20 protein-coding genes are annotated in these 25094 nt (G+C 67.4%); 9 read left to right on the forward strand and 11 right to left on the reverse strand.

The genetic code is table 11. The features are described 5' to 3' along the window. Positions 1 to 129: 129 nt before the first annotated feature. The 8 genes from THIX_RS03360 to gabT all read left to right on the forward strand — a co-directional run bounded on the left by THIX_RS03360 (position 130) and on the right by gabT (position 9086). A complete protein-coding gene (locus tag THIX_RS03360; RefSeq protein WP_233224374.1) occupies positions 130 to 1284 on the forward strand; it encodes a polyamine ABC transporter substrate-binding protein in 1155 nt (384 codons plus the stop codon). A 74-nt stretch (positions 1285 to 1358) separates the two neighbouring features. Further along, positions 1359 to 2480 carry an ABC transporter ATP-binding protein gene (locus tag THIX_RS03365; protein WP_112484928.1) on the forward strand — a complete coding sequence of 374 codons (1122 nt, stop codon included), beginning with the start codon at positions 1359 to 1361 and terminating at the stop codon, positions 2478 to 2480. A 12-nt stretch (positions 2481 to 2492) separates the two neighbouring features. Then, positions 2493 to 3422 (forward strand): ABC transporter permease subunit, encoded by a 930-nt coding sequence (locus tag THIX_RS03370; RefSeq protein WP_112484931.1) that lies wholly within the window; start codon positions 2493 to 2495, stop codon positions 3420 to 3422. Next, on the forward strand, positions 3419 to 4303 hold the full coding sequence (locus THIX_RS03375) for an ABC transporter permease (protein ID WP_112484934.1): 885 nt from the start codon (positions 3419 to 3421) through the stop codon (positions 4301 to 4303). The genes THIX_RS03370 and THIX_RS03375 overlap by 4 nt, the downstream gene beginning before the upstream one ends. A 34-nt stretch (positions 4304 to 4337) precedes the next feature. Next, positions 4338 to 5723, forward strand: coding sequence for a DUF3138 family protein (locus tag THIX_RS03380; RefSeq protein WP_112484936.1), 1386 nt, complete (start codon positions 4338 to 4340; stop codon positions 5721 to 5723). Beyond that, positions 5723 to 6037, forward strand: coding sequence for a cupin domain-containing protein (locus THIX_RS03385; RefSeq protein ID WP_112484938.1), 315 nt, complete (start codon positions 5723 to 5725; stop codon positions 6035 to 6037). Before THIX_RS03380 ends, THIX_RS03385 begins: the two co-directional genes overlap by 1 nt. Before the next feature lie 121 nt (positions 6038 to 6158). After that, the gene (locus THIX_RS03390; RefSeq protein WP_112488117.1) at positions 6159 to 7673 is read left to right on the forward strand and encodes an aldehyde dehydrogenase; all 1515 of its coding nucleotides are present in this window, start codon (positions 6159 to 6161) and stop codon (positions 7671 to 7673) included. Between the two features lie 123 nt (positions 7674 to 7796). After that, positions 7797 to 9086 (forward strand): 4-aminobutyrate--2-oxoglutarate transaminase, encoded by a 1290-nt coding sequence (gene gabT / locus THIX_RS03395; RefSeq protein ID WP_112484940.1) that lies wholly within the window; start codon positions 7797 to 7799, stop codon positions 9084 to 9086. A gap of 184 nt (positions 9087 to 9270) precedes the next feature. Here gabT and THIX_RS03405 read toward each other — a convergent pair whose 3' ends face one another. Continuing rightward, positions 9271 to 11259: a monovalent cation:proton antiporter family protein gene (locus THIX_RS03405; protein WP_112484944.1), complete on the reverse strand. Its 1989-nt coding sequence runs from the start codon at positions 11257 to 11259 to the stop codon at positions 9271 to 9273. A 548-nt stretch (positions 11260 to 11807) separates the two neighbouring features. Next, positions 11808 to 12731 (reverse strand): LysR family transcriptional regulator, encoded by a 924-nt coding sequence (locus THIX_RS03410; protein ID WP_112484946.1) that lies wholly within the window; start codon positions 12729 to 12731, stop codon positions 11808 to 11810. Between the two features lie 130 nt (positions 12732 to 12861). Here THIX_RS03410 and hmgA point away from each other — a divergent pair, with 130 nt between their 5' ends. Continuing rightward, entirely contained in the window at positions 12862 to 14202 is a 1341-nt protein-coding gene (gene hmgA / locus THIX_RS03415) for a homogentisate 1,2-dioxygenase (protein WP_112484948.1), read from the forward strand. A gap of 322 nt (positions 14203 to 14524) precedes the next feature. Here hmgA and THIX_RS03420 read toward each other — a convergent pair whose 3' ends face one another. The 9 genes from THIX_RS03420 to THIX_RS03460 form a co-directional block, all read right to left on the reverse strand. After that, complete coding sequence (locus THIX_RS03420; RefSeq protein WP_112484950.1) at positions 14525 to 16234, reverse strand: Ig-like domain-containing protein; 1710 nt, start codon at positions 16232 to 16234, stop codon at positions 14525 to 14527. A 120-nt stretch (positions 16235 to 16354) separates the two neighbouring features. Further along, the gene (locus THIX_RS03425) at positions 16355 to 17713 is read right to left on the reverse strand and encodes an MFS transporter (RefSeq protein WP_233224375.1); all 1359 of its coding nucleotides are present in this window, start codon (positions 17711 to 17713) and stop codon (positions 16355 to 16357) included. A gap of 247 nt (positions 17714 to 17960) precedes the next feature. Then, positions 17961 to 18605 (reverse strand): TlpA disulfide reductase family protein, encoded by a 645-nt coding sequence (locus THIX_RS03430; protein ID WP_112484952.1) that lies wholly within the window; start codon positions 18603 to 18605, stop codon positions 17961 to 17963. Positions 18606 to 18851: 246 nt separating this feature from the next. Then, complete coding sequence (locus THIX_RS03435) at positions 18852 to 21431, reverse strand: penicillin-binding protein 1A (RefSeq protein WP_112484954.1); 2580 nt, start codon at positions 21429 to 21431, stop codon at positions 18852 to 18854. A 268-nt stretch (positions 21432 to 21699) separates the two neighbouring features. Further along, complete coding sequence (locus tag THIX_RS03440) at positions 21700 to 22218, reverse strand: hypothetical protein (protein ID WP_112488119.1); 519 nt, start codon at positions 22216 to 22218, stop codon at positions 21700 to 21702. 182 nt (positions 22219 to 22400) lie between these two features. Then, positions 22401 to 22862, reverse strand: a complete 462-nt coding sequence (locus THIX_RS03445; protein ID WP_112484956.1) for a hypothetical protein — start codon at positions 22860 to 22862, stop codon at positions 22401 to 22403. 266 nt (positions 22863 to 23128) lie between these two features. Beyond that, complete coding sequence (locus tag THIX_RS03450; protein ID WP_233224376.1) at positions 23129 to 23773, reverse strand: hypothetical protein; 645 nt, start codon at positions 23771 to 23773, stop codon at positions 23129 to 23131. 227 nt (positions 23774 to 24000) lie between these two features. Further along, on the reverse strand, positions 24001 to 24234 hold the full coding sequence (locus THIX_RS03455; RefSeq protein WP_112484958.1) for a hypothetical protein: 234 nt from the start codon (positions 24232 to 24234) through the stop codon (positions 24001 to 24003). 144 nt (positions 24235 to 24378) lie between these two features. Continuing rightward, positions 24379 to 24942: a Cupredoxin gene (locus THIX_RS03460; protein WP_112488121.1), complete on the reverse strand. Its 564-nt coding sequence runs from the start codon at positions 24940 to 24942 to the stop codon at positions 24379 to 24381. Positions 24943 to 25094: the final 152 nt, after the last annotated feature.

The following is a 25094-nucleotide window of genomic DNA, read 5'->3' on the forward strand; positions in this document are numbered from 1 at the left end:
CCCGTTGCGCCATGCAACTGACGCCAAGACGGATGCGAGTCGGCAAAACACGCCATATTGGCATCAAACTTGCATAAATTACTCATGCGCTTGTCACAACCGGTCTAACCACTTCAAAGGGGAGTTTTGATGCATCGCAAACCGAGTCTGAAATCGCCGCTTTCGACAATCTCGATCGCGGCCAAACTGGTGTCCACTTTGGCGCTGGGCTTCGCCGCGCTGGGCTTCAGCGCCAGCCAACCGGCCGCCGCGGCCGACAACGTGCTGAACATCTACAACTGGTCCGACTACATCGCGCCCACCACGGTGCCCGATTTCGAGAAAGAAACCGGCATCAAGGTGCGCTACGACACCTTCGATTCCAACGAAACGCTGTTCGCCAAAATGGTCGCGGGCGATACCGGCTACGACCTCGTCGTGCCCTCGTCCAACTGGGCCGCCATCGACATCAAGGGCGGCCTGCTGCTGCCCATCGACAAGTCCAAGATTCCCAACTACAAGAACCTCAACCCCGAGTTGATGAAGCTGTTGGCGCAAGTCGATCCGGGCAACAAATACCTCATTCCCTGGATGTGGGGCTACACCACCGTGGGCATCAACGTGGGCAAGGTCAAGCAGGCGCTGGGCAGCACGCCCATGCCGGCCAACCCCTGGGACCTGGTGTTCAACCCCACCTATGCCAACAAGCTCAAGTCCTGCGGCATTTCCTTCCTCGACTCGGGTGGCGACATCATGGAGGCGGCCTTCAACTACCTCGGCATTCCGCAAGCCACGAACAACCCGGCCGACTTCGAGAAGGCCTATGCCATGGTGCAAAAAATCCGCCCTGATGTGAGCGAGTTCTCCTCCAGCGGCTACATCAACGACCTGGCCGGTGGCAATATCTGCGCCTCGCTCGGCTGGTCGGGTGATATGGGCATCGCCTCGCACCGCGCCAAGGAAGCCAAGAACGGGGTGGACATCAAGGTCTTCCCGCCCACCCATGGCGCCGTCATCTTCATCGACACCATGGACATCCCGGCCGATGCCAAGCATGTCGACAACGCCTACAAATTCCTCAACTACCGTCTGCAACCCAAGGTCTGCGCCGCCGACACCAACACGGTGTACTACGCCAACCCGGTGCCAGCCTCGCTGCCCATGGTGCTGCCGCGCGTGAAGGACAACGACTACGTCTTCCTCGACCCGGCGATGATGAACAAGCTCATCCCGCCCAAGGTCTACACCAGCGAGGAACGCCGTCTGGTCACCCGCCTGTACACCAAGTTCAAGACCGGTCTGTAAAGCCTGCGCCGCCCGCGGCGCAGCACCGTGCCGCGCGGGCGGCATCTTCCAGCGCAAGCCACGAGAACTCAAACATGGTGGAGACCAGCAACAAGGGGGCACCCTTGCCTCGAGCGGGCGGAGCCTTTTTCAAGATCGACCAGGTGACGAAGCGCTTCGGCGATGTCACCGCGGTCGACAACATCGAACTCGACATCGCCAAGGGCGAAATCTTTGCCCTGCTCGGCTCCTCGGGCTGCGGCAAGTCCACCTTGCTGCGCATGCTCGCCGGGTTCGAGACGCCCAGCAGCGGCCGCGTGTTTCTGGCGGGCGAGGACATCACCGATCTGCCGCCCTACGAGCGTCCGATCAACATGATGTTCCAGTCCTACGCGCTGTTCCCGCACCTCACGGTGTTCGACAACATCGCCTTCGGCCTGCGCCGCGACAAGATGGACAAGCGGGCCGTGACCCAGCGGGTCGAGCAGATGCTCGATCTGGTGCAACTCAAGCCCTACGCCAAGCGCAAGCCGCACCAACTCTCCGGCGGCCAGCAGCAGCGCGTGGCCCTGGCGCGCAGCCTGGCCAAGAGTCCCAAGATGCTGCTGCTCGACGAGCCTCTTGCTGCGCTCGACAAGAAGCTGCGCGAGCGCACCCAGCTCGAACTCGTGAGCATTCTGCGCAAGGTCGGCGTGACCTGCGTGATGGTCACGCACGATCAGGAAGAGGCCATGACCATGGCCGACCGCATCGCCGTGATGCGCGAAGGCCGCTTCCTGCAACTGGGCACGCCCAGCGAAATCTACGAACACCCGCAGACCCGTTTCGTCGCCGACTTCATCGGCAACGTCAACCTGTTCGAAGGCCGCCTCGTCACCGACGAGCCCGACCACTGCGAAGTGCGTTGCGACGACGGCCTGTTCCACATCGGCCACGGCATCGCCGGCACCCTGGGCATGGAGCTCAACGTCGCCCTGCGTCCCGAAAAAATCTTGCTCGAGGCCGGGCATCACGCGCACCCCAACAACGCCCTGCACGGGGTCATTTCCGCACGCTCCTACATGGGCAGCTACACCGTGTACGAACTGCAGTTGCCCACGCAGCGGCGCATGCGCGTCACCGTGTCCAACGCCGACCGCCATGCCGACCCTTTCGACGTCGGCACCGCGGTCACCGCGAGCTGGGCCGCCACCTCGCCCGTGGTCATCGTCGACTGAAGGCGCGTCCTCATGGCAGACCTCGCTCCCCCGGCGGTTGGCAAACGCCCCGCAAAGCTCTTCAACTGGGGCCGGCTCGCCGTCATCGGCTCGCCGCAGCTCTGGCTCATTGCTTTCCTGCTCGCGCCCTTTTTCGTCCTGCTCAAGATCAGCCTGTCGGAAAGCAACGCCCTGGGCATCGGCTTCGATCCCATCATTTCCTACGTCAACGACAGCCTGCAGTTCAAGCTGCGCTTCGGCGCCTACCTCGCACTGGTGCGCGACAACCTCTACATCCTCACCTACCTCTCGTCGCTCTGGTATGCCTTCCTCACCACGGTGCTGTGCCTGGTGATCGGCTACCCGTTCTCCTACTTCCTGGCGCGCTCCAACCCCAATGTGCGTTCGGCGCTGCTGATGCTGGTGATGTTGCCGTTCTGGACCTCCTTCCTCATCCGCATCTACGCCTGGAAAAACCTGCTCGACGTCAACGGCCTGATCAACCAGTTCCTCATGTGGGCCGGCATCATCCACACGCCGCTGCGCATGATGTTCACCGAGTTCTCCTTCATGATCGGCATGGTCTACGGCTACATCCCGTTCATGATCCTGCCGCTCTACGCCACGCTGGTCAAGCTCGACACCCGCATGATCGAGGCCGCCGCCGACCTCGGCGCCACACCGCTCAAGACCTTCTGGCTGGTGACCATTCCGCTGTCGCGCTCGGGCATCATCGCCGGCTCGCTGCTGGTGTTCATTCCGGCGGTGGGCGAGTACGTCATTCCTGAACTTCTGGCTGGCCCGTCCACGCTCAACATCGGCCGGGTGATGTGGAACGAGTTCTTCCTCAACCTCGACTGGCAGCGCGCCTCGGCCGTGGCCATCGTCATGATCATCCTCATCCTCGGGCCCATCGCGGTGTTCAACAAATACCAGACCAAGGCATTGGAGGCCGCGCGATGAAACGGTCCTCGGCTTTGCCCACGGTCTGGATGATCCTGGTTTATTTCTTTCTCTACCTGCCCATCGTGGTGCTGGTGATCTATTCCTTCAACGCCTCGAAGATGGTCACCCTCTGGGGCGGCTGGACGGTGGAGTGGTATGGCGCCGTGCTGCACGACCATCAGCTCATCTCCGCCCTCGCCCTCTCGCTCAAGGTGGCGCTGTCCACCGCCACCGCTTCGGTGGTGCTGGGCACGCTGGCGGCCTTCGCGCTCACGCGCTACCGGCGCTTCAAGGGCAAGAGCCTGCTCAATTTCATGATCAACATCCCGCTGGTCATGCCCACGGTGGTCATTGCGCTGGCGCTGCTGCTGTTTTTCGTCACCGTGCAAAAAACCATCGGCTTCCCGCAAAAAGGCTTTCTCACCATTTTCATCGGCCACACCGTCATGGCCATCTCCTACGCCACCGTGGTGGTGCAGTCCCGCCTGAAGGAAATGGACCGCTCCATCGAAGAGGCCGCGATGGACCTCGGCGCGCGCCCCTTCCAGGTGTTCATGCTCGTCACCTTGCCGTCCATTTCGCAAGCCCTGGTGTCGGCCTGGCTGCTGGCGTTCTCGCTGTCCATCGACGAGGTGGTGATCTCCGCCTTCCTCTCCGGCCCCGGCGCCACCACGCTGCCCGTGGTCATCTTCTCGCGCGCCCGCCTGGGGCTGAACCCCACCATCAACGTCGTCGGTGCCATCACTGTGTATCTGGTGGTCGTCGCCGTGGCCATCAGCAGCGTGCTCATCGCCCGCCGCGAACGCCGGCGCGCTTTGGAAAGCGCCGCCGCCTACCGCCAGGAAATCGAGTTCCATCCCGGGGTGCATGCGGGAGATACCGGAATCGTGCTTTCGTAGTCCGTTCACAACCCACACTCTAGGGAGAGTCAACATGAAGCAGCCGTTCAAGTTATCGGTTCTGGCATTGAGCCTCGGACTCATGCCTGCCATCGCCATGGCCGACACCAATGCCGACATCCTCAAGGAGCTGCAAGCCTTGCAGGCCAAGGTGCAGCAACTCGAGGCCCAGGTGAAAACCCAGCAGGCGCAAATCAACGACAACCAAAAGGCGACGACCGAGGCGACCCAGGTCGCCAACCATGCGGACGTGCAAATCAGCGGCATCAAGCAGGCATCCGAGGGCTCCGGCCTGAAGGGCTTGACCATCACCGGCATGATCGCCCCGGCCTACGTCTACAACCAGGACCAGCAGGCCAGCTCCTTCGTCTTCCTCAACCGTTCCAACGGCGCGGCCGGCGGCAGCACCATTTACAACTACGACAACTCCTATTTCGGTGGCGCCTATATTTCCTTCGCCAAGGAAACCGAAGGCGGCACGAAGTGGACCCTGACCCTCGCGCCAGACCGCGGCGCTGGCAGCATCTTCAATGGCAGTTCCATCGTGCACGAGGCCTCGGTGTCCATGCCGCTGAACGGCGACAAGAACACGCGCCTGATCGCCGGCCAGATTCCCGACTGGGAAGGCTACGAATCCACCTGGGACAACCAGACCAAGGCCATCACCCACAACCTGTTGTTCGACTTCACCGAAGTCACGGCCTACACCGGCGCCGGCATGGACGTGACGCGCGGCAACTGGGAATGGAAGGCGATGTTGGCGAATGTCAATTCCGCGCGCTACTACTACAACGGCAACGGCGGTCGCGCCCCCGCCGCAGTGTTCCGTGCCGATTACAGCGTGCCCGGCTACGACAACGCCGACATCGGTTTCTGGGGCTTGGTGGGCAAGTTGCCGAATGCTGCATTAGCCGCCGCCAACCCCGCTGGCGACACCAACTCCAGCACGGCCATGTTCGAGGTCGATGGTTACGTGACCAAGGGCGACTGGGGCTATTACGGCCAGATCGGCTACGGCCAGCAAAGCCAAGCGGCCTATAACGGCGGTACCGCACGCTGGTATGGCTTGTCGGGCATGGGCACCTACAACTTCACGCCGCGCACCCTGGGTTTCGCACGCTTTGATTACTTGAACGATTCCAGGAATGGCGGTGGTTTGGTGGGTGGATTCAACGGGCCTGACGGCATCAACGGTTTCGGGCCTGATCCGGCATGCGTGGCAAGCGGTTCCACAACCTGCCCGGGTGCCAATCGCTACGCCCTGTCCCTGGGCATGAACTACCTCTACACCCAGTCGACAACCTTGAAGCTCGAATACCGTTACGACCGTTCCAGCCTCAACAGCTTCTACAACGTCTCCAACGGCAGCTACAAGAACAACAACAACCTGCTCGCCGCCTCGGTGGTGGTGAGCTTCTGATGGTCCAAGCGGTGGCGGGCGCAGCCTGCCACCGCCTCACCGCATTCAACCGCATGAACCACCCCGTCGCCTTCAACTCCGCCGGGGTGCAGCCCGAGCCCGGTGCCTGGCGGGTGCGTTACGACGCGCATGAAGAAGAATTCTGTGTCTTGCTCGAAGGCCTGACCCTCGCGGCCGATGACGGCACAGCCCGGCAGTTCAGCGCTGGAGATGCTTTCGTCGTCCCTGGCGGCTTCACCGGCGTCTGGGAAAACCACAGTCGCGTGCGCAAGCATGACGCCATCATGGCGCTGGCCGTACCCGCTTCCGGCTGATGCGGCTGCGGCGTATGCTGAGGCGGCCTGCCAGCCTCGGCCAGGGCAGGGTTTGCGTCCTGCACGGTTGGCGCAACGCATTCCCAACAGCACAACACACCACAACACCCAGGAGATTCGCATGAACGCCCCCAACCCCCGTGGACTCTGGCATGGCCGCGCTGCCGACTTGCTCGCGCGCGGCATCGACGGCCGCATGGTGATCGACGGCCATCGCTACCACGCCACCGACGGCCAGCTGTTCGACTGCATCTCCCCGCTCGACGGCAAGGTCATCGCCCGCGTTGCCCGCGGCAAGGCGGCCGACGTGGCCCGCGCCGTGACCTCGGCCCGCGCCGCCTTCAACGACCGCCGCTGGGCGGGCCAGGCGCCGGCGCAGCGCAAGAAGGTGATGCTGGCTTTCGCCGAGCAACTGCGCGGCGCGCGCGAGGAACTCGCCCTGCTCGAAACCCTGGACATGGGCAAGCCGATCAAGAACAGCCTGTCCACCGACGTGCCCGGCGCCGCCCGCTGCATCCAGTGGTTCGGCGAGGCGGTGGACAAGATCTACGACGAAATCGCCCCCACCGGCGACAACGCGTTGGCCCTGGTCACGCGCCAGGCCATCGGCGTGGTCGGCGCCATCGTGCCCTGGAACTACCCGATGCTGATGGCCTCGTGGAAGCTGGGCCCGGCACTGGCCGCAGGCAACAGCGTGGTGCTCAAGCCCAGCGAAAAATCGCCGCTCACCGCGCTGCGCCTTGCCGAATTGGCGCTCGAAGCCGGGCTGCCCGAAGGCGTGTTCAACGTCGTTCCCGGCTTCGGCCACGAGGCCGGCGAGGCGCTGGCGCTGCACCTGGACGTGGACGCCATCGCCTTCACCGGCTCCACCCGCACCGGCCGGCGCATGCTCGACTACGCCAGCCGCAGCAACCTCAAGCGCGTGTACAACGAACTCGGCGGCAAGTCGGCCAACATCGTGTTCGCCGACTTCGACGACCTCGACCGCGCCGCCGCCACCGCCGCCGGCAGCATGTTCTACAACCAGGGCGAATCGTGCAACGCACCCTCGCGCTTGCTGGTGCAGGACACCATCGCCGACGCCTTCGTCGAAAAGCTCAAGGCGCTGGCCACTCAATACGCCCCCGCCGACCCGCTCGACCCCGGCACCGTGCTCGGCGCGCTGGTGGATGAAACCCAGACGCAGACGGTGATGGGCTACATCCAGGCCGGGCTGGACGAGGGCGCCCAGTGCGTCGCCGGCGGTCGCCGCGCGCTCGAAGCCACCGGCGGCCAGTTCGTCGCCCCCACGGTGTTCGACGGCGTACGGAACGACATGAAAATCGCGCAGGAAGAAATTTTCGGCCCGGTGCTCGCGGTGATCCGCTTCAAGACCGAGGCGGAGGCGATCGCCATCGCCAACGACAGCGCCTACGGCCTGCATGCGGGCGTGTGGTCGCGCAGCCTCGACCGCGCGGTGCGCGTGTCGCGTGCGCTGCAAGCCGGCACGGTGCACGTGAATCAGTACGACGAAGACGACATCACCGTGCCTTTCGGCGGCGTCAAGCAGTCGGGCAATGGCCGCGACAAATCGCTCCACGCCTTCGACAAATACACCGAACTCAAGACCACCTGGATGCGCATCGAATCGGTCTGATTCAGCGCGATCGAACCTCGCTCTCCCCTTCCCGGCCTCCCCCACAGTGTGGGGGAGGGGTTGGGCGCCCTCCCCACTCGTGGGGAGGGCCGGGGTGGGGAAAACCTTTCACAAGGAGCCACCATGAACCATTCCCGCAACGAACAACTGCAAGCCCGCCGCGCCGCTGCCACGCCGCGCGGTGTCGGCGTGATGGCCAGTTTCTACGCCGACCGTGCCGAGGGCGCCGAGTTGTGGGACGTCGAAGGCCGCCGCTACATCGACTTCGCCGGCGGCATCGCCGTGATGAACGTCGGCCACCGCCATCCCAAGATCGTCGCCGCGCTGCAGGAGCAATTGAATCGCTTCACCCACACCTGCTACCAGGTCGTGCCGTATGAAAGCTATGTGAGTCTGGCCGAAAAGCTCAACGCGTTGACGCCCGGCAGCCACGCGAAAAAAACCGCGCTGTTCTCCACCGGCGCCGAGGCGGTGGAGAACGCCATCAAGATCGCCCGCGCCTACACCAAGCGCCCGGGGGTGATCGCCTTTGGCGGCGCCTTCCACGGCCGCAGCCTGTTCGCCGTCTCGCTCACCGGCAAGGTGCAGCCCTACAAGGCCGGCTTCGGCCCCTTCCCGGCCGAGATTTATCACGCGCCGTTTCCCTGCCATTGCACCTCGCTGGACGAGACCAGGAAGGCCGTGGAGCATCTGTTCAAGGCCGACATCGAACCCTCCCGCGTGGCGGCCATCATTTTCGAGCCGGTGCAGGGCGAGGGCGGCTTCAATGTGATTCAGACCGAAGCCGTGAAATGGCTGCGCAAGCTCTGCGATGAGCATGGCATCGTGCTCATCGCCGACGAAGTTCAGACCGGGTTCGGGCGCACCGGCAAGATGTTCGCGATGGAACATTTTTTTGAGCGGACCGGCGTGCTTCCCGACCTGATGACCATCGCCAAATCACTGGCTTCGGGCATGCCGCTGTCGGCGGTGACGGGCCGTGCCGAGATCATGGACGCACCCGCGCCCGGCGGCCTGGGCGGCACCTATGCGGGCAATCCGCTGGCCATCGCCTCAGCGCATGCCGTGATCGAGGTGATGGAGCAGGAACAACTTCCCGCACGCGGCCAGAAACTCGGCGACCAGCTCCAGGCGCGATTGACCAGTCTGCGCGGGCAGGTGCTGCGGATCAGCGATGTGCGCGGACTGGGCGCGATGGTGGCGGTGGAGTTTGCCGATCCGAAAACCGGCGCACCCGACGCCGACGTGACCAAGCGGGTGCAAGCCGCGGCGCTGGAGCGCGGGCTCATCCTGCTGAGCTGCGGTGTGAACGGCAATGTGCTGCGCTTCCTGTTCCCGCTGACCATTCCCGACGCCCTGTTCGCTGAAGCGCTGGACGTGCTGCAAGCCGCGCTGCTGGACGCGGGTCGCTGACAAACGCGCGACGGCGATGGAGGCGTGGCAACTCACCGGGCAGCGCACAAGGCGCCAACACCCTGCCGGCGCAGTTCACCGACTGCAGGGCGTGGCCAAGGGCAAGCCGCTGCCGCTGCATGAGCTCGGCAACGTGTCGCGCCGCGGGGCTGATTCTGCCGGGTCGCCACGCAGGCCAATCGGCTCAATCGCCCCCCAGCAGGGCATCCTCGGCCAGGGCCAGGGCTTCGGGTGAGCCCGAGAGCACGATGGTGTCGCCGGCGGCCAGCACCAGTTCGGGCTCGGCTTGCAGCACATGGCCATCGGCGCGGTGCACCTGCGCCACATGGGCGCCGTGGAGGTTGAGCGTGGCCAGGCTGGAGCCCACGGCCAGCGCCCCGGTGGGCAGGGTGAGGGGCTGCAGCCGCGCCTGTTCGCGCTGCTCCACCGTGCTGCCGGGGTCGTCGATGCCGTGGAAATAATCGCGCAGCAGGCCGTAGCGTTCGGCCCGCGCCGCGCGCAGCCGGGCGAGCACGCGCGGCAGCGGCACGCCCACCACGGCCATGGTCTGCGAGGCCAGCATCAGCGCGCCTTCCAGCACCTCGGGCACGACCTCGGTGGCGCCGGCGGCGCGCAGCTCGTCCAGGCCCGAGTCGTCGCGCGTGCGCACGATCACCGGCACCTGCGGCGCATGTGCGCGCACCAGTTGCAGCACGCGCAGCGCCGAGCGCTTGTCCACATAGGTGATGGCCACGGCGCTGGCGCGCGTGAGGCCGGCCACCTGCAGGCTGGCCAGGCGCGCGGCGTCGCCGAAGACCACGTTGCGCCCGGTGGCGCGGGTCTTGGCGACGCGGTCGGGGTCGAGGTCGAGCGCGACATAGGGAATGGCTTCCTCCTGCAGCAACTGCGCCAGGTTCTGGCCGCAGCGCCCGTAGCCGCAGATGACGACGTGGCGCTGGGTCTTGATGGTCTTGCGGGCGATGTCGGTGAGCTGCAGCGAAGCCAGCATCCATTCATTCGCCACCAGCTTGAGCACGATGGCGTCGATGTGCTGCGCCAGAAACGGCGCGGCCAGCATCGACAACACCGCCGCCGCCAGCACCGGACTCAGCAACTGCGGTGGCAGCAGACGATGCGATGCCGCCAGATTCAGCAGCACGATGCCGAACTCTCCGGCCGGCGCCAACCACAGCGCGGTGCGCAGCGACAGCCCCGGCGGGGTGGCGCGCCACTGCTCCACCGCGAACACCACGGCCGTCTTGGCCAGCAGCGGCAGCAGCGCCAGCAGCAGCACCCCCCACCATTGCGCCAGGACGAGGCGCCAGTCCAGCAGCATGCCGATGGTGATGAAGAACAGCCCGAGCAGCACGTCGCGGAACGGGCGGATGTCGGCCTCCACCTGATGGCGGAATTCGGTTTCGGCAATCAGCATGCCGGCGAGAAAAGCCCCCAGCGCCAGCGACAGCCCGGCCAGTTGCGTCAGCCAGGCCAGCCCCAGCGTGATGAGCAGCAGGTTGAGCATGAACAGCTCGTCCGACTTGCGCCGCACCACCAGCTTGAGCCAGGGCCGCAGCAGGCGCCCGCCGGCCAGCAGAATCACGCCCAGCGCCACCGCTGCCTTCAACGCCGCCCAGCCCAGGGTCATGGGCAGATGGCTGCCGGACGTGGCCAGCGCCGGAATGATCACCAGCAGCGGCACCACCGCCAGATCCTGGAACAGCAGCACCCCCATGATGTGCCGCCCATGTTCGGACTCCAGCTCCAGCCGGTCCGCCAGCAATTTCACGACGATGGCGGTGGACGACATCGCCATGGCCCCGCCCAGCACCACGCCATAGCTCAGCGGCCGCGCCCACCAGCCCGGCGCCAGCCAACCCAGCAACACGCTGCCGGCCACCACCAGGGCGATGGTGGCGCCCACCTGCGCCGCGCCCAGGCCGAACACCAGGCTGCGCATGGCTTGAATCTTCGCCAGGCTGAACTCCAGGCCGATGGAAAACATCAGGAACACCACGCCGAATCCGGCCAGGTGCTGCACCGTCGCCGGGTCACCTGCCAGCGCCAGCGCGTTCGGCCCGATGACCACCCCCACCGCCAGATAACCCAGCATGGCCGGAAGCTGGACATAGCGGAACAGCGCCACGCCGAGCACGGCGGCGACCAGGTAGAGCAGGGTGATTTCGAGACCGGTCATGCGCTGGAGGAAGGCGTGCCCACACCGCTTGTGGATGGGGCGCTCATGTGTGCCGCGTGGCAGCGCCGCACCATGCGGCGCCAGTCATACGCGGTCACACGAGCATAAGGCATGCCTGCTTGAGCACCGCTGGGGACGGCAAGCCTCCGAGCCGTGTCGAGGCGGTGATGGAGTTTTCCAGAATGGGCGGCTGGGATGGGGCGGGGCACGGCGCTCCCCCTCCCGGCCTCCCCCACGATGTGGGGGAGGTGAGAACAACAGCGTTGCGCGGGCTTGAGGGATACCCCTCCCGGCTTCCTCCACAGGTGGTGGAGATCAGAACGGGGCTGGAGGCGCGTCCCTCCTGGCCTCTCCCTCAGGACCGCGAGATGAGAACGGCGCTACGCGAACTGGAGGGATGACCCACCCGGTGCATCTTCCATGGCAGTGGTGGCCGGCCCCTTCCCCATGCATGGGGAGGGGTTCGCAATGGTACGGACTGGGGAAATATCCATGGCCTTTGGCGCGTGGCAGGGCAGATGCGCGGCTTTGCCAGGGCCGCGCACCGCTCACCCCGCCTCGGCGAACAGGCTCACCAATTGCCGCCGCAGCCAGATGTTGGCGGCGTCGCCCTGCACGCGGCGGTGCCAGAACACATGCGTGGTCAGGCGCGGCAGGCGGATCGGCGGTGTGAGCATCACCAGCCCGAAGGGCGCGGCGGCGCGTTCGGCCAGTTTGCGCGGCACCGTCACGAGCAAATCGGCCTGGCTGACGATGTACGGCACGGCGACGAAATGCGGCACGCTGGTGTGGGCGATGTTGCGCACCCCGGCACGGGTCAGTGCCTGCGCGATCTGGCCGTAGGGGCTGGCCGGGTTGTCCACCAGCAGGTGGCGCGCCGCCTTGAACGCTGCCAGCGGAATGCGGCCGCCGCTGAGTTCGCGCGCCAGCGGGTGCTGGCGCCGCAGCAGGGTGACGTAAGGCTGGCTGAACAGGCGCCGCTGCAGCAGGCCGGGGGCCATGTCCTCGAAGGCGCCGATGGCCAGGTCGATACGCCCGGCCGCCATCGCCTCGGCCAGGTTTTGCCCCCCGGCGCGCACGCTGCCAATGGCCAGCGCCGGGGCCACGCGGGCGCAATGCTCCAGCAGCGCAGGCATGAAATAGACCTCGCCCACGTCCGTCAGCGCCAGGGTGAAGCGCTGGCTGCTGCTGGCCGCGTCGAAGCGGGTGGGCTGGTTGACGGCCGCAGCCAGGCGCTGCAGCGCCTCGTCCAGCGGCGCGGCCAGCAGCAAAGCCAGCGGCGTGGCCTGCATGCCGCGCGGACCACGCACGAACAGGTCGTCGTCGAACTGCCGCCGCAGCCGCGCCAGCGCATTGCTGGTGGCCGGTTGCGACAGGCGCAGTGCCCGGGCCGCGGCCGAGACGCTGCCTTGCTGCAGGATTTCGCGCAGCACCAGCAGCAGGTTGAGGTCAAGATCGCGCAGTTGTCGCATGGCGGCTGTCCATTCATGGCGTGAATGGACATTATTGATCCGATCGACAACGGAAATATCTACGATGACCGAGACGACGTGCGGTGCACGGCCTTGCCGCGCGCCAAGCCCGCCCATCCCGGAGATCAGCATGCCAGTCCCATCCGCCGCGCAAGACGCCACGCATGTCGCCACCAACCCCGCCGCCGGCCTCTGCGGTTTCGGCAACCACTTCGCCACCGAGGCCGAGCCCGGCGCGCTGCCGCTGGGGCACAATTCGCCGCAGCGCGCGCCGCTGGGTCTGTATGCCGAACAGCTCTCGGGCACAGCCTTCACCGCGCCGCGCGCGGCCAACCGCCGCAGTTGGCTCTACCGCATTCGCCCCGCCGCCGTGCATGGCGATTTCACCTTGCTGCCGCCGTCGCTGTTCACCCATGCCTTCGGCGCAGCGCCAACCCCGCCGACGCAGTCGCGCTGGGACGCCTTGCCGCTGCCGACGCAGCCCACCGACTTCATCGACGGCCTCGTCACCTACGCCGGCAACGGCGGCCCGGATGCGCAGAGCGGCGTCGGCATCCACCTCTACGCCGCCAATGCCGACATGCGCGAGCGGTTTTTCTACGACGCCGATGGCGAGTTGCTGATCGTGCCGCAACAAGGGCGGCTGCGCATCGACACCGAACTCGGGCGGCTGGACATCGGGCCGCAGCAGATCGCGCTCATTCCGCGTGGCCTGCGCTTTCGCGTGGCACTGCCCGACGGCATGGCGCGCGGCTATGTCGCCGAGAACTTCGGCGCCCTCCTGCGCCTGCCCGAACTCGGCCCCATCGGCGCCAACGGCCTCGCCAATCCGCGCGACTTCATCACCCCGCATGCCGCTTACGAGGATGTCGACGGCATGTTCGAACTCGTCGCCAAATTCCAGGGCCGCTTGTGGCGTGCGCCCATCGACCACTCGCCGCTGGACGTGGTGGCCTGGCATGGCAACTACACCCCCTGCCAGTACGACTTGCGGCGCTTCAACACCATCGGCTCGATCAGCTACGACCACCCCGACCCCAGCATCTTCACCGTGCTCACCTCCCCCAGCGACACGCCGGGCACGGCCAATCTGGATTTCGTCATCTTCCCGCCGCGCTGGCTGGTGGCCGAGAACACCTTCCGCCCGCCCTGGTTCCACCGCAACGTCGCCAGCGAATTCATGGGGCTGATCCATGGCGTGTACGACGCCAAGGCCGAAGGCTTCGTCCCCGGCGGCGCCTCGCTGCACAACTGCATGAGCGCCCACGGCCCCGACGCCGAAACCTTCACCCGCGCCAGCGCCGCCGACACCACCCAGCCGCACAAGGTGGCCGACACCATGGCCTTCATGTTCGAAACCCGCCAGGTCATCCACCCCACCCCCTGGGCGCTGCAAACCCCGTTGTTGCAGCGCGGCTATGCCCAATGCTGGCAGGGTTTGAGCAAGCAGTTCAAGGCGGCTGGGGCGTGAGTCGGGTCGCCTTGGGGGCGGCGCGATGGAGCCTCGTTCAGCCTGTTTTGCCGCCGAGCAACGCGGCGATGCATGGGGCGCGATCGGGGCTTGCATGGCGGCAGGCAGCGGCGTAGAGTCGGATCAGGCTCACCACAAGAAGGAGGCGCCATTGCCCATGACCGAGGGAGTTCTCTGATCCAGCCACACGCTGCGGCGTGAAACCGCTCCCGCCCATGGGAGCAGAACCGTCAGGCACCGTTCAGACCTTGCGTCCGTCGGTGCCTTACTTTTTGGTGGGCCGCCTCGAAGGCGCGAGCGTCCCCTTCGTTGCCTTGAGAACTCAAGGCAACCGGCTCGCCATCACCACCGTGCGCCAGCCGTTGTACTGCTGCCAGGCGGCGGTGACGCTGCCGGCGGCGTCCACCGCCAGGGCGGGGAAGCTGGCTTCCACCGTGGTGCGCGTGTCCGACAGCAGGGTTGCGGCGCCCCAGCGCGCGATGCTCGGGTCGTAGCGCGCGGCCTGCACCTGCATGCCGCGCGGGCCGTCCTGATACCAGGCGGCGGTGACGTTGCCGGCGCCGTCGGCCACCAGCACCGGGTTGCCGGCGCTGGCCTGTTTCGGGTCGTCCAACTGCGCCGGCGTGCTCCAGCGGCGCGTGGCGGCGTCGAAGCGGCTGGCGAGGATGGCGTAGCGCGCCTGCGCCGGGGCGGCCACATCGGCCTGCTCCCACGCCAGGGTGATGTTGCCGGCGGCGTCGCTCACCAGCGCCGGGGCCAGGGCGGCGCCGCGGAAAGCGGGGCTTTGCATGAGCCTGACTGGCGAAGCGGTGAGCGGCGCGTTGCGCTGCCCGGCGGCGAGCTGGCGCACGGCGATGCGCCGGAGCGCGCCACTGCCCTGCACCCAGGCGACCGCCGCCCCGCCTTGCGGGTTGCCGATCAGCACGGGGTTTTGCGCCCGCGCGCCGGCGGGGCTGAGTCGCCAGGGCCGTGTCCACGACCACGGGGTGCTGCCGGTGGCGCCATGCGCGGCATCGTCCGGCAACTGCGCCGCCACCATCACCGCCTCATGCCCGCGCGCACCCTGTTGCCACGCGGCGATGAAGCCGCCGTCCGCGCTCGCCACCACGACCGGGTTGTAGGCATTGCCGCCGCCGTGGTCCAGCGCCATGGCGGGCTGCCAATGCCCTGCCGAGACCCTGAAACCGCTGGCGAAAATGCCGGTGTGGTGGCCGTCGGGCTGCTGCCACACCACGGCCACATCACCCGCGGCATTCGCCGCCAGTTGCGGGTTGGTGGCGTTGCCCGACAACGCCGGGTTGTCGAGCCGAACCGGAGCCGACCCATCGCCGTCGGCTGCCAGGCGGCGGCCCTGGATGGTGTTGTGCCCCTGCAGAGCCTGGAACCACACGGCGGTGACCTGTCCGTGCGCATCGGCCACCAGCGCCGGAATGTTGGCGGCGCCAGCCTCGGGGCCGCGCAGGTCGATGGCGACAGGCGCGCTCCAGAATTCGGTCGCTGGCGTGAAGCGGCTGAGCTCGATGGCGTTGCGCACGCCGTCGTTCTGGAACCAGGCCGCCGCTACGGTGCCGCTCGCGCCGCTCGCAAGCTGCACGCCGCTGGCCGGGCGGTCCGTCAGGCGGGCGGTGCGGGCGTCGTCGATTCCCGTGGGCGGTGTCCAGTCGCCGCAGGCCGTGGTGAAGCTGCTGCGCACGGGCATGACGGGCAGGGCGCCGGGCGTGCGCGCGGCGCTGAAGTCCAGCGTGTAGCGGGTGCAACCGGCCAGTGGCGCGGCCGGCTCGAAGGTCGCGGTGTCGCCGCTGACTTTCAGCAGCCCCGTGACGACCGTGCCGATCGGTGTGCGCAACTGCAAGCGCCCCGGTGTGAGCGCCGCTGCGGCTTGCGCCGAGGCCAGACGCACGCCGGGCTGCACGACACGATCGACCTGGGTGGCGCCGTCGGCCGGCATGCATTGCACGGCTCGCGTGCCGGCCAGCGCCAGCGGGGTGATGCCAAGGGTGAGGAGTGCGACGACAACATGGAGCTTGCGCATGGCGGGGATGGCTGGATGGCGGTGTGGCACCGTTTGTAGCACCGGCCCGCAAGGCCTGCACAAGGCGGCGCAAGATGGCGTGCCATTGCGCAGGCCAGGCCGTTCCTCGGTGTTGGGGGATCAGGCGCCAGGCTTTTCCATGTCGCCAAAGAACCGCTGGTAGGCGACGAGGTAGGCCAGTTGAAACCCCGCCGCCACAATGAACGGCGCGGTCAACCAGCCCTGGTGCAGCATCAGGCCGGCGATGGCCGGGCCGATGGCGCGCGGCACCTGGATGGAGACGTTGTTCACCGTTGCCGCCAGGCCTTGGCGGTGCTGGCGCGTCAGCCCCATGGTCAGCGCCTGGCGCACTCCCAGCGTGCCTTGGTTGAAGGCGGCGCGCACTGCCCAGAACCCGGCCGCCAGGACAAACACCGGCATGAAGGGCGTGAGCACCATGAGCAGGAGCCCCGCCCCGCGCATGCCCACGACCGTGCGCACCACGCCATAGCGCGGCACGAAGCGCTGGGCGAGTTGCGCGCCGACGGCGGCGAGGACGAAACTCGCCGCCAGCGCCGGGCCGATGGTGGCCGGGCCGTGGTCGAAGCGGCGCAGGAACCAATACGCCATCAGCGGCGCCACCAGGCCGATGCCCAGGCCGTTGAGCGAATTGGCCAGACCCAGGCGCCAGAGCATGCGGTTCTCTTCGGCGTGGGTGGCGGAGTGCCCGCGGCCCTGCGTCTTCTCCTCATGGGCCGCGGGCGTGTCCGGCGTTGCACTTGGGCCGTTGCCCTCCACGGCCTGGAACTCGGTGTCGGCATCCGGCATGGCCGTGGCCGATGCGGACAGCGGCGGTTTGGTCCGCGCCCGCTTCACATCCGGCGCACGCCAGATCAGCGCCAGGCCGATGGCCGAGCCCATCAGGGGCAGCACGAACAGCGGGCGATAGGCCAGCGCACCGGGCAGCAAACCGCCCCACAGCGCGGGCAGCCCGGCGAGCAGTGCGCCCAGCGCCATGCCGAAAAAGCCCAGCGTGGAATTCAGGCTGAACACGCGCGAGCGCTGCGCCGGCGCCAGATCCTGCGCCAGCCAGGCCTGTTCCAGCGGGCCGAAGGGACCGGCCGCGCCGTTGGCGCCACGGCCGAAGCCGCCGAGCACCGCGCCCAAGGTCAGCACCCAGGTGGCGCTGCTGGCCAGCGCCAACAGCGCGCTCAGGATGAGCACACCCTCGTACGCCAGCAGGAACTGTTTGCGCCCGAGCCGGTCGCTGGCCGGGCCGATCAGCAGGGTCAGCGCCACGCCGAGCAAGAGCCCGGCCGACAGCACCGCGCCGATGGCCGCCGCGCTCCAGTTCAGCGCGTGCAGGTAGAGGGAGAAGCCCACCACCAGCGCGCCCTGGCCGACGCTGCGGCCAAAGCGCGCCCCCATGACGAGCTTGACCGCCGCCGGCCAGGCTTCATCCGCGCGTCGCGCGGGGCTGGGCAGGCTTTCGGTGGACATGGACATCGCGGTGTGGCGAACAGTGCGGCGGGGCTTCGGTTTGACGCTTCAGGTGGACGTGATGCATGGACGTGATGAAGGGGGCGTCGGCGAGCGGTCAGCGGACGGATCGGCAGACTCGCTCCGCGCACCTGATCGGCGAACGAGGCCGCATGCGACCTCGCCGGACTGTCTCCGCGCAGGTTGCAGCGCGCGGCGTCACGGGGATTTGTTCAGCGTCGCCTCAGGGTCGCGTGGCGCGTCGCGCTCAGCGCAGCACCAGGGCCCTGGTGCCGTCGGTTCCCGACGCCGGAACCAGCGCGGCCAGGGTTGGCAGGGTGTGGGCCAGCGCGGCGGTTTTGGCCGGAGCCGGCGCGGCCATGTAGCGCTTGATCTGGGCGATGACCGCCGGCTTGTCCCAGTCTTCCGGGCCGAGGGTGCGGGCCACTTCGTGGCCCTGCTTGTCGATCAGGATGGTGGTGGGCGTGCCGAGAATGTCGAGCATGTCCAGCGCGTGGCTGGTGGGGTCAACGTAGATGGGCAGATGGTCGATGAAGTTGTCCTGGTAGAAACTTTTCACCGTGAAGATGCCGCCTTTGTCGATCGACAGCGGCACCACTTCGAAGTTCTTGCCGCCCAGCATGGATTGCAGCTTGTTCAGCGTGGGCATTTCATGCACGCAGGGCGGGCACCAGGTGGCCCAGATATTGAGCAGCACCACCTTGCCCTTGAAGTCCGCCAGGGTCATGGGCTTGCCTTGGGCGTTTTCGAACGTGACCTTGGCCAGCGGCAGCGGCTTGCCCGTGGGGTAGGGGGTGAAGGTGAAGCCGGCCGCAAAAGCCGGCGCCATGGGGACCAGGCAGGCCAGCGACAGGGCCGCAGCCGGCCGGGCGTGACGCAGGAAACGCAACATGAACGATCTCCGAATGATGGGTGCGAGTTGTGGGAAAAGCATGGCAGATCGCGCCGAACTGACCAATCTTAGGCAGGCCGGGCGGCAATGGTTGTAAGCAAAATCCCGCCCGCACGAGCCATGCGGATTGGAGCCGCCGGCCGGGGCTGAAAGTTCCCCTGGGCTTTGACTGCCGCAGGCCAGCGGCCCAAGGCGCGCAGGAGGCCGTACGGCGCACCCCACCCGACCCGATGGGCGCGGCCCGGCTTACTTGCCGAGCCCCGGCAGCACGATGAAGGGGGCGTTGTTCTGCTGCGGAACCGGCTGGGCTTTGGCGGCGGGTCTGGCGCTCGGCGTCGGGGTGCCGCTGGTGATCGGCTCGCCGAAGCCGGAGGTGAGCCGGCCGCCAGCCGTACCCACCGCGGCAGCGGCCGCCGCGCCCGAGGCGGCGCCCAGCAACTGCGCCGGCACCGCGGCCGGGTCCAGCGGCGGGTATTGCTGCAGGAAATAGGCCTCTTTGGCGTTGGGCACGGCGAAGCGGCCCACCGAGGCGAAGCCGGTGGCCGGGTTCACCGGGATCTGCACCACGTCAGGCGGCGCCGCCCAGGGGATGTCGGGGTCGCCCTGCAGCGCGGTGCGCATGTATTGCATCCAGATCGGCAGCGCCACGCTGGCGCCCTGCTCGCCGCGGCCCAGGCTGCGCGGCTGGTTGTAGCCCACCCAGGTGATGGTCACGCGGTTGTGGTTGTAGCCGTCGAACCAGGCGTCGAAAAAGTGCGAGGTGGTGCCGGTCTTGCCGGCCAGATCGGTACGGCCCAGCGCCTGCGCCGCGGCGCCGGTGCCGTAGTGAATCACGTCCTGCATCATGCGCGTCATCAGGTAGGCGTTGCCGGGGCTGATGATGCGTGGCGCATCGGGCTGGCCGAGCGCCGTTTTCGGCGCGGTGAACAGCACATTGCCGCGCGCGTCCACCACGGTGCTGATGAGCGTGGGCTGCACCAGATAGCCGCCGCTGGCGAACACGCCGTAGGCGCGTGCCATCTGCAGCGGCGTGAAGCTGCCGGCGCCCAGCACCATGGTGGGGTAGGGGGGAATCTGGTCGAGCGGCAGGCCGAACTGCGAGGCATGGTCGCGCGCATACGGCACGCCCACGGCCAGCACCACGCGCACGGCGCAGACGTTGTCGGAATGCGCCAGCGCGGCAGCGGCCGGCATGGGTCCGGCGAAGTGGTTCTCGTAGTTGTGCGGCTGCCACAGCGGCTGGCCGGCGCCGGGGTTGATGGAGATGGGCGCGTCGTCGATGATGGTGGACGGCGCCAGCCCCTCGGCCACCGCGGCCGAGTAGATGAAGGGTTTGAAGCTGGAGCCGGGCTGGCGGTAGGCCTGGTTCACATGGTCGAACTTCTCGTGGTTGAAGTCGAAGCCGCCCACCCAGGCCTGCACCGCGCCGGTCTGTGGCTGCAGCGACACCAGGGCCGATTGCGCCAGCGGCAGTTGCGCAATTTCCCAGCCGCCCTTGGGCAGTTTGAGCAGGCGCACCACGCTGCCCACCACCACGCGCTTGGCGGCCGGAGCCTTGTCGTACAGGCCGGGGCGGCAGAACGTCAGGCCGTCGCCGGTAATGGTTTCCTGCTGGCCGTCGCGCCGCACCACCACCACGGTCTTGGGGCTCACCTGCAACACCACGGCGGCTTTCAGCCCGCCCACGTCGTGCGCGTTCTTCAGCGCGGCCACGGCGGCTTGGGTGGCGGCGTGCTCGCCGTCTGGCAGGTCGATGTGGCGCTCCGGACCGCGCCAGCCTTGGCGCCGGTCGTAGGCCAGCAGGCCGGCGCGCACCGCGGCGTTGGCGGCGGTCTGGTCCTTGTCCAACAGCGTGGTGGTGACCTTGTAGCCGTCGGTGTAAGCGGCTTCGCCGAAGCGCGCCACCATGATTTGGCGCACCGCCTCGGCGGCGTAATCGGCGTCCACGCTGTAGTGCAGCACGCCCTGACCGGCGAGCACGTTCAGCGGCGCGGCGATGGCGTCGTCGTATTGCTGCTTGCTGATGTCGCCCAGCGCCAGCATGCGCCCGAGCACGTAATGCTGGCGCCATACGGCCAGCTTCATGCTGTTCTGCGGGTTGTAGGCCGAGGGCGCTTGCGGCAGCCCGGCCAGCACCGCCATCTGCGCCAGGCTCAACTCGGTGAGCGGCTTGCCGTAGTACACCTGCGCAGCGGCGGCGAAGCCATAAGCGCGCTGGCCCAGATACACCTGGTTGAGGTAGCGGTCGAGAATCTGATCCTTGCTCAGCGTGTTCTCGATCTTGTAGGCCATCAGCGCTTCGACGAACTTGCGCAGCGGGGTTTTCTCGGGCGAGAGGTAGAAGTCACGCGCCACCTGCATGGTGATGGTGGATGCGCCCTGCACCGCGCCACCGGCGCCGAAGTCGGCCAGCGCGGCGCGGATGACGCCGGTGAAGTCCACCGCGCCATGCTCGAAAAAGCGCGAGTCCTCGGCCGCCAGCACCGCCTGCTTGAGCTGCTTGGGCACCTGGTCGTAGGCAATGACGGCGCGGCGCTGCACGCCGAATTCGCCGATCAGCGTGCCCTGCGCGGTGTACACCCGCAGCGGCAGGTCGGGGCGATAGTCGGTGACTTTGTTCAGGTCGGGCAGGCGCGGCCACAGCATCACCACACACACCGTCAGCAGCAGCGCTCCGGCCAGGCCCAGCAGCGCCAGCCCGAGGATGATGGACGCCCAGCGCGGCAGGCCGCGGCGCGCGGGCTTGCGGGAACGCGGCTGGGGTTTGCGGGGCGGGGAGGCGGGCGAGGGCGCCGGTTTGTCCGGCTGGAAGGTGGGTTCAGTCATTGCAGCGCGGGATGATAATCGCCGCAAGCCGCATTTTTGGGCGCTTGGCTGGCTGAAATGTGAGGGGATGTTTCGGCATCGGAGGCGCCCAATGCCATGGCAGAGGCGACGCGCCATCGAGCCATGCCCTGCGTCCGCTGTTCCACGCATAGGGGCCATGCGGTCACGGAGGCGCGAGTCCTCCGGGAATCGGGCAGTGGCCAATCAGGGTCACCAACCAGGATCGGCATCCCCAGGTTGAGCATCCCGATGGCGCTGGCGGGCGGGTTTATGGCTGCGCCGGACGGTAGGCGGGTTGCGGCGGCGCATAGCCCGGCGCGGGGGGCGCGTAGCTGGGCGGCGGCACATAGCGCGGCGCCGCATAACCCGGCACCTGCGCACCGCGCGAGTACATGCACTGCTGGTAGGCGATGTTGTAGGCGCGTTGCGCCCCGCCCTGGGTGTCGCTGTAGGTGCCGGCACCGCCGGCGCTGCCGGCCAGCAGCCCGAGGCCCGCGCCCACGCCGGCGCCCTGGCTGTTGCCGCCGATCAGGGCGCCTGCTGCAGCGCCCAGCACAGCGCCGGTGGCGCCCGAGACCAGCCCCGAATTGCTCGCGGACTGGCTGTAGCCGGCGATGCGCTGCGCCGCGAAGTTGCGGCAGGAGGCATCGATGGCCTGGAACTGCTCGAACGGCATGCCTGGCGCCGGCATCACGGCGATGGTCGGACCCAAGGGCGCGGAGGCGCACCCGGCGAGCAACAAGGCCGAGGCCACGGCACCCAGGCCGAGGAAGGGAAGTTTGCGCATGGTGTTCATCCTGCGAGTCGAAAGGGTCGTCGGGAAATCAGAGCAGAGGCGGGAATGGATGGGAGAAGCGGATCGGGGAAGCAGACAATACCGGATTGTCGGAAATTGTTCGGTGCCTTGCTGAAGGGCGGCTGAAGCCGAGGGGCATGCGCGCGCCGGGGCCTTGCATGTCGCCGCCCCAGTCAGCGCTTGGCCGGTGGGGCCGTGGGCGCCGGAGGCGCAGGCTGCGCCAGGACCTGCGCCCAGCCTGCCGGGCAGGTGGCGATTTGCGGGTAGTACCCGGCCGGGTTGCTGCAGTAATACCAGTAGGAGGGCGGAGCCGGGCCCAGGGGCAGGTTCTGCACCTGGATGCGTTGCGGCGGCGCCTGCACCACCAAGGGCGGCGCATAGACCCAGGCATTCCAGCCCGGGCCCCAATCGTCGCCCCAGCCGCCATCCCAACCGTCACCCCAATCACCGCCGTCCCAGTCGGCATACATCGGCATGCCCACGCTGATGCTCCAGTACATACGCCCCTGCGCCTGCGCGGCCGGAGCCAGGGTCAGCGACAGGGCCAAAGCCAAGGCCAGCGCCGCCAGCAAGCCGAACACGCCGCCAGCCACGCGCCCGATGCGATGCGAAACAAAGGAGTCGTCCATCATCATGCACCTCTCATGTTTTGACTGTAACGATCCAGTCCAGTTCCTGCCGACACACCGGAAAAAAACGGCCAGGTACGCGGGGGAACGTGCCTGGCCTCAAGCTCGGTTTGCCACGAGGAGAGGTTTCGGGCAGGGTCAATCTAGCTCCGGTTTTTGTCCCGTCGATGTGCGCAGTTTGAAGATCTGTTTCTGTTGCGCCCAGAGCGCTCCAGCCACGAGCGTCCTGCCTGGAGCCATGCGCCGGATTGGCAGCGCGCAGTGCCTGGTTTTCAGTGACCTGGGCCACCCTGGCCAGGTCCACCCTGGCCGCGATCCGGACCACGGCCATCGCCGTTGCCGCGGCCGTGGTCTTGTTGGTGGTCCTGTCCATGGCCCTGCCCAGGGCCACCTTGTTGAGGCCCATGCTCCGGGCCACGTCCAGGGCCATAGCCTTGCGGCGGCCCGTGTGGTCGCTGTTGCGTGTCGCCAGCCGCGCGGAAATGGCGCCAATGCGGGTCGCGGCCATACTGGCGCGCCTGCTCCTGGTAGCGGCCCCAGTCGCGGTCGTGGAAGCGGCGCAGTTGCGGTGGCGGGCCGGGCAGGCGGTACCACGGCCCGCCGTAATGCGGCCCGCGGTACCAGCCGCCGCCATAGTTGTAGTAATACACCCCGCCGAGGTAGAAGATGGGCTGCTGCACTCCCAGGGCGACATACGCCCCGAGCGCCGGCACCCACACCATCGACGGCGGCGCCACGACCACCGGAGGCGGGTAGCCAGGTTGCACATAAATCGGCTGCGGGGCATACACCGGCGGTGGCGTGCCGATGCTGAACTGAATGCTCACCGGCGGCCCCTCCGCATGCGCCAGGGCGCCTGCGCCCAGCAGGCTCAGCGCCGCCAGTGTGCGCAAGGTGGGGGTGGATCGAGTTTTCATGCTGGTGCCTTCATGAGAAAACGCACGGTCGCCCGAAGACTTCTCAGAACTCGGGGCCTCTGCAAATTGGCGGCCGGGGGCACGCCCAGGATCAATCATGCCAGCCCGTTCACCGGTCTGGGTTGGTCCCCCGCCGCGCCAGCTTGTTGGTTGCTGTTTGCCGGGCCCAAGCCCGAACGGCGCCATTTACATATGTTGACCCAGTCCTGTTGCTGCATTGTGTCCGGTCATCCGTGGCGGGCGGAGGCAAGCTGTCCTGCATCAACCACCATCAGGGACGTGAGCAGTTTCTCGCCCTTGTTGAAGTCTTGGTCGCGGCGCAAGCCTTGCAGGACTTCGGTCAGGATCAAGTCGCCCACGGCCAAGGGTTGATTGCCGAGCAGGCTGTCGAGCTTGTCGGTTTGCGGGGTCGCGGAGCCACGGAAGTCGTCGATCCAGACGCTGGAATCGACCAGGATCACTTGTCGGACCTCATGGCATCGAGATCGCCTTCCCAGGTCAGTTTGCCGCGGAAACGGCGGACTTTTTCTGTGAGTTAGGTACACGTTCTAGCCCTGGACAGGCGCCGCGGCGGGCGGGGCCAATCGTGTCCCGCCGTTCAAACCTCACCCCCCAAAATAGCCCGGCAGAATCTTCTCGTGCGTCGTTGCCGGGTTGTCGGCCAGCAAGTGCGGGTCGGTGGTGACGATGATCAGGCCGGCCATCGGGTCGCCGAAGCCGTGGACGGTGGGGCGCTTTTTCGGCATGGTGCGGCCGCCCGGTTCCTTCATCAGTTTGGCGTGAACGGAACAGTAGTAGAACTTCAATCCCGGCTGGCGGAAGGCTATTGCGTAGGTGCTCACCTTGTGCCCCGGCCCGGGCGTGCCTTCCACAGCGCCGTCGAAGCGGGGGCTGGGTTTGCCGGTGAGCGGGTTGTAGCCGACGATGGCGTGCGCGCCGGTGTCCTGGTCAACGAACACCACGTCTTGCCCGGGGCGCACTGCCACCACGTTTTCCAGGAACATATTGGCGCCGTTCATGTGGATGTAGATCGGCGCGGGCTTGTGGGCCGGTGCCGTGGCCGCCTGGCTGAGCGGGGCGAACAGGGCGCAGGCGAGCAGCGCGGCAACGGCCGGCAGCGGGCGTCCAGCGGCGCGCAGGGCGCGGGATGCGAGGGTGGCGTTGGTCATGGCAGTCTCCTTGGCGATGGGATCGAAGGGGAAGGACGGCAGCGCCCATCGCGGCGCGTCGGCTGGGGACGAAAAGGCGGCATTCCTGCCAGGCTTGGTTGGCAGGCCAAGTGGGCATGCTGAGTTGGTTTGATGGGGGTTTGCCTGCCGGG

The sequence above is a fragment of the Thiomonas sp. X19 genome, assembly GCF_900089495.1.
Lineage (GTDB): Bacteria > Pseudomonadota > Gammaproteobacteria > Burkholderiales > Burkholderiaceae_C > Thiomonas_A.

Coding starts and splice junctions, on each gene's coding strand:
- THIX_RS03425 (WP_233224375.1), bottom strand. CDS start 17,713: ATGTCCACCGAAAGCCTGCCCAGCCCCGCGCGACGCGCGGATGAAGCC.
- THIX_RS03390 (WP_112488117.1), top strand. CDS start 6,159: ATGAACGCCCCCAACCCCCGTGGACTCTGGCATGGCCGCGCTGCCGAC.
- hmgA (WP_112484948.1), top strand. CDS start 12,862: ATGCCAGTCCCATCCGCCGCGCAAGACGCCACGCATGTCGCCACCAAC.
- THIX_RS03445 (WP_112484956.1), bottom strand. CDS start 22,862: ATGATGATGGACGACTCCTTTGTTTCGCATCGCATCGGGCGCGTGGCT.
- THIX_RS03385 (WP_112484938.1), top strand. CDS start 5,723: ATGGTCCAAGCGGTGGCGGGCGCAGCCTGCCACCGCCTCACCGCATTC.
- THIX_RS03460 (WP_112488121.1), bottom strand. CDS start 24,942: ATGACCAACGCCACCCTCGCATCCCGCGCCCTGCGCGCCGCTGGACGC.
- THIX_RS03450 (WP_233224376.1), bottom strand. CDS start 23,773: ATGAAAACTCGATCCACCCCCACCTTGCGCACACTGGCGGCGCTGAGC.
- THIX_RS03380 (WP_112484936.1), top strand. CDS start 4,338: ATGAAGCAGCCGTTCAAGTTATCGGTTCTGGCATTGAGCCTCGGACTC.
- THIX_RS03360 (WP_233224374.1), top strand. CDS start 130: ATGCATCGCAAACCGAGTCTGAAATCGCCGCTTTCGACAATCTCGATC.
- THIX_RS03370 (WP_112484931.1), top strand. CDS start 2,493: ATGGCAGACCTCGCTCCCCCGGCGGTTGGCAAACGCCCCGCAAAGCTC.
- THIX_RS03405 (WP_112484944.1), bottom strand. CDS start 11,259: ATGACCGGTCTCGAAATCACCCTGCTCTACCTGGTCGCCGCCGTGCTC.
- THIX_RS03410 (WP_112484946.1), bottom strand. CDS start 12,731: ATGCGACAACTGCGCGATCTTGACCTCAACCTGCTGCTGGTGCTGCGC.
- gabT (WP_112484940.1), top strand. CDS start 7,797: ATGAACCATTCCCGCAACGAACAACTGCAAGCCCGCCGCGCCGCTGCC.
- THIX_RS03420 (WP_112484950.1), bottom strand. CDS start 16,234: ATGCGCAAGCTCCATGTTGTCGTCGCACTCCTCACCCTTGGCATCACC.
- THIX_RS03365 (WP_112484928.1), top strand. CDS start 1,359: ATGGTGGAGACCAGCAACAAGGGGGCACCCTTGCCTCGAGCGGGCGGA.
- THIX_RS03435 (WP_112484954.1), bottom strand. CDS start 21,431: ATGACTGAACCCACCTTCCAGCCGGACAAACCGGCGCCCTCGCCCGCC.
- THIX_RS03430 (WP_112484952.1), bottom strand. CDS start 18,605: ATGTTGCGTTTCCTGCGTCACGCCCGGCCGGCTGCGGCCCTGTCGCTG.
- THIX_RS03375 (WP_112484934.1), top strand. CDS start 3,419: ATGAAACGGTCCTCGGCTTTGCCCACGGTCTGGATGATCCTGGTTTAT.
- THIX_RS03440 (WP_112488119.1), bottom strand. CDS start 22,218: ATGCGCAAACTTCCCTTCCTCGGCCTGGGTGCCGTGGCCTCGGCCTTG.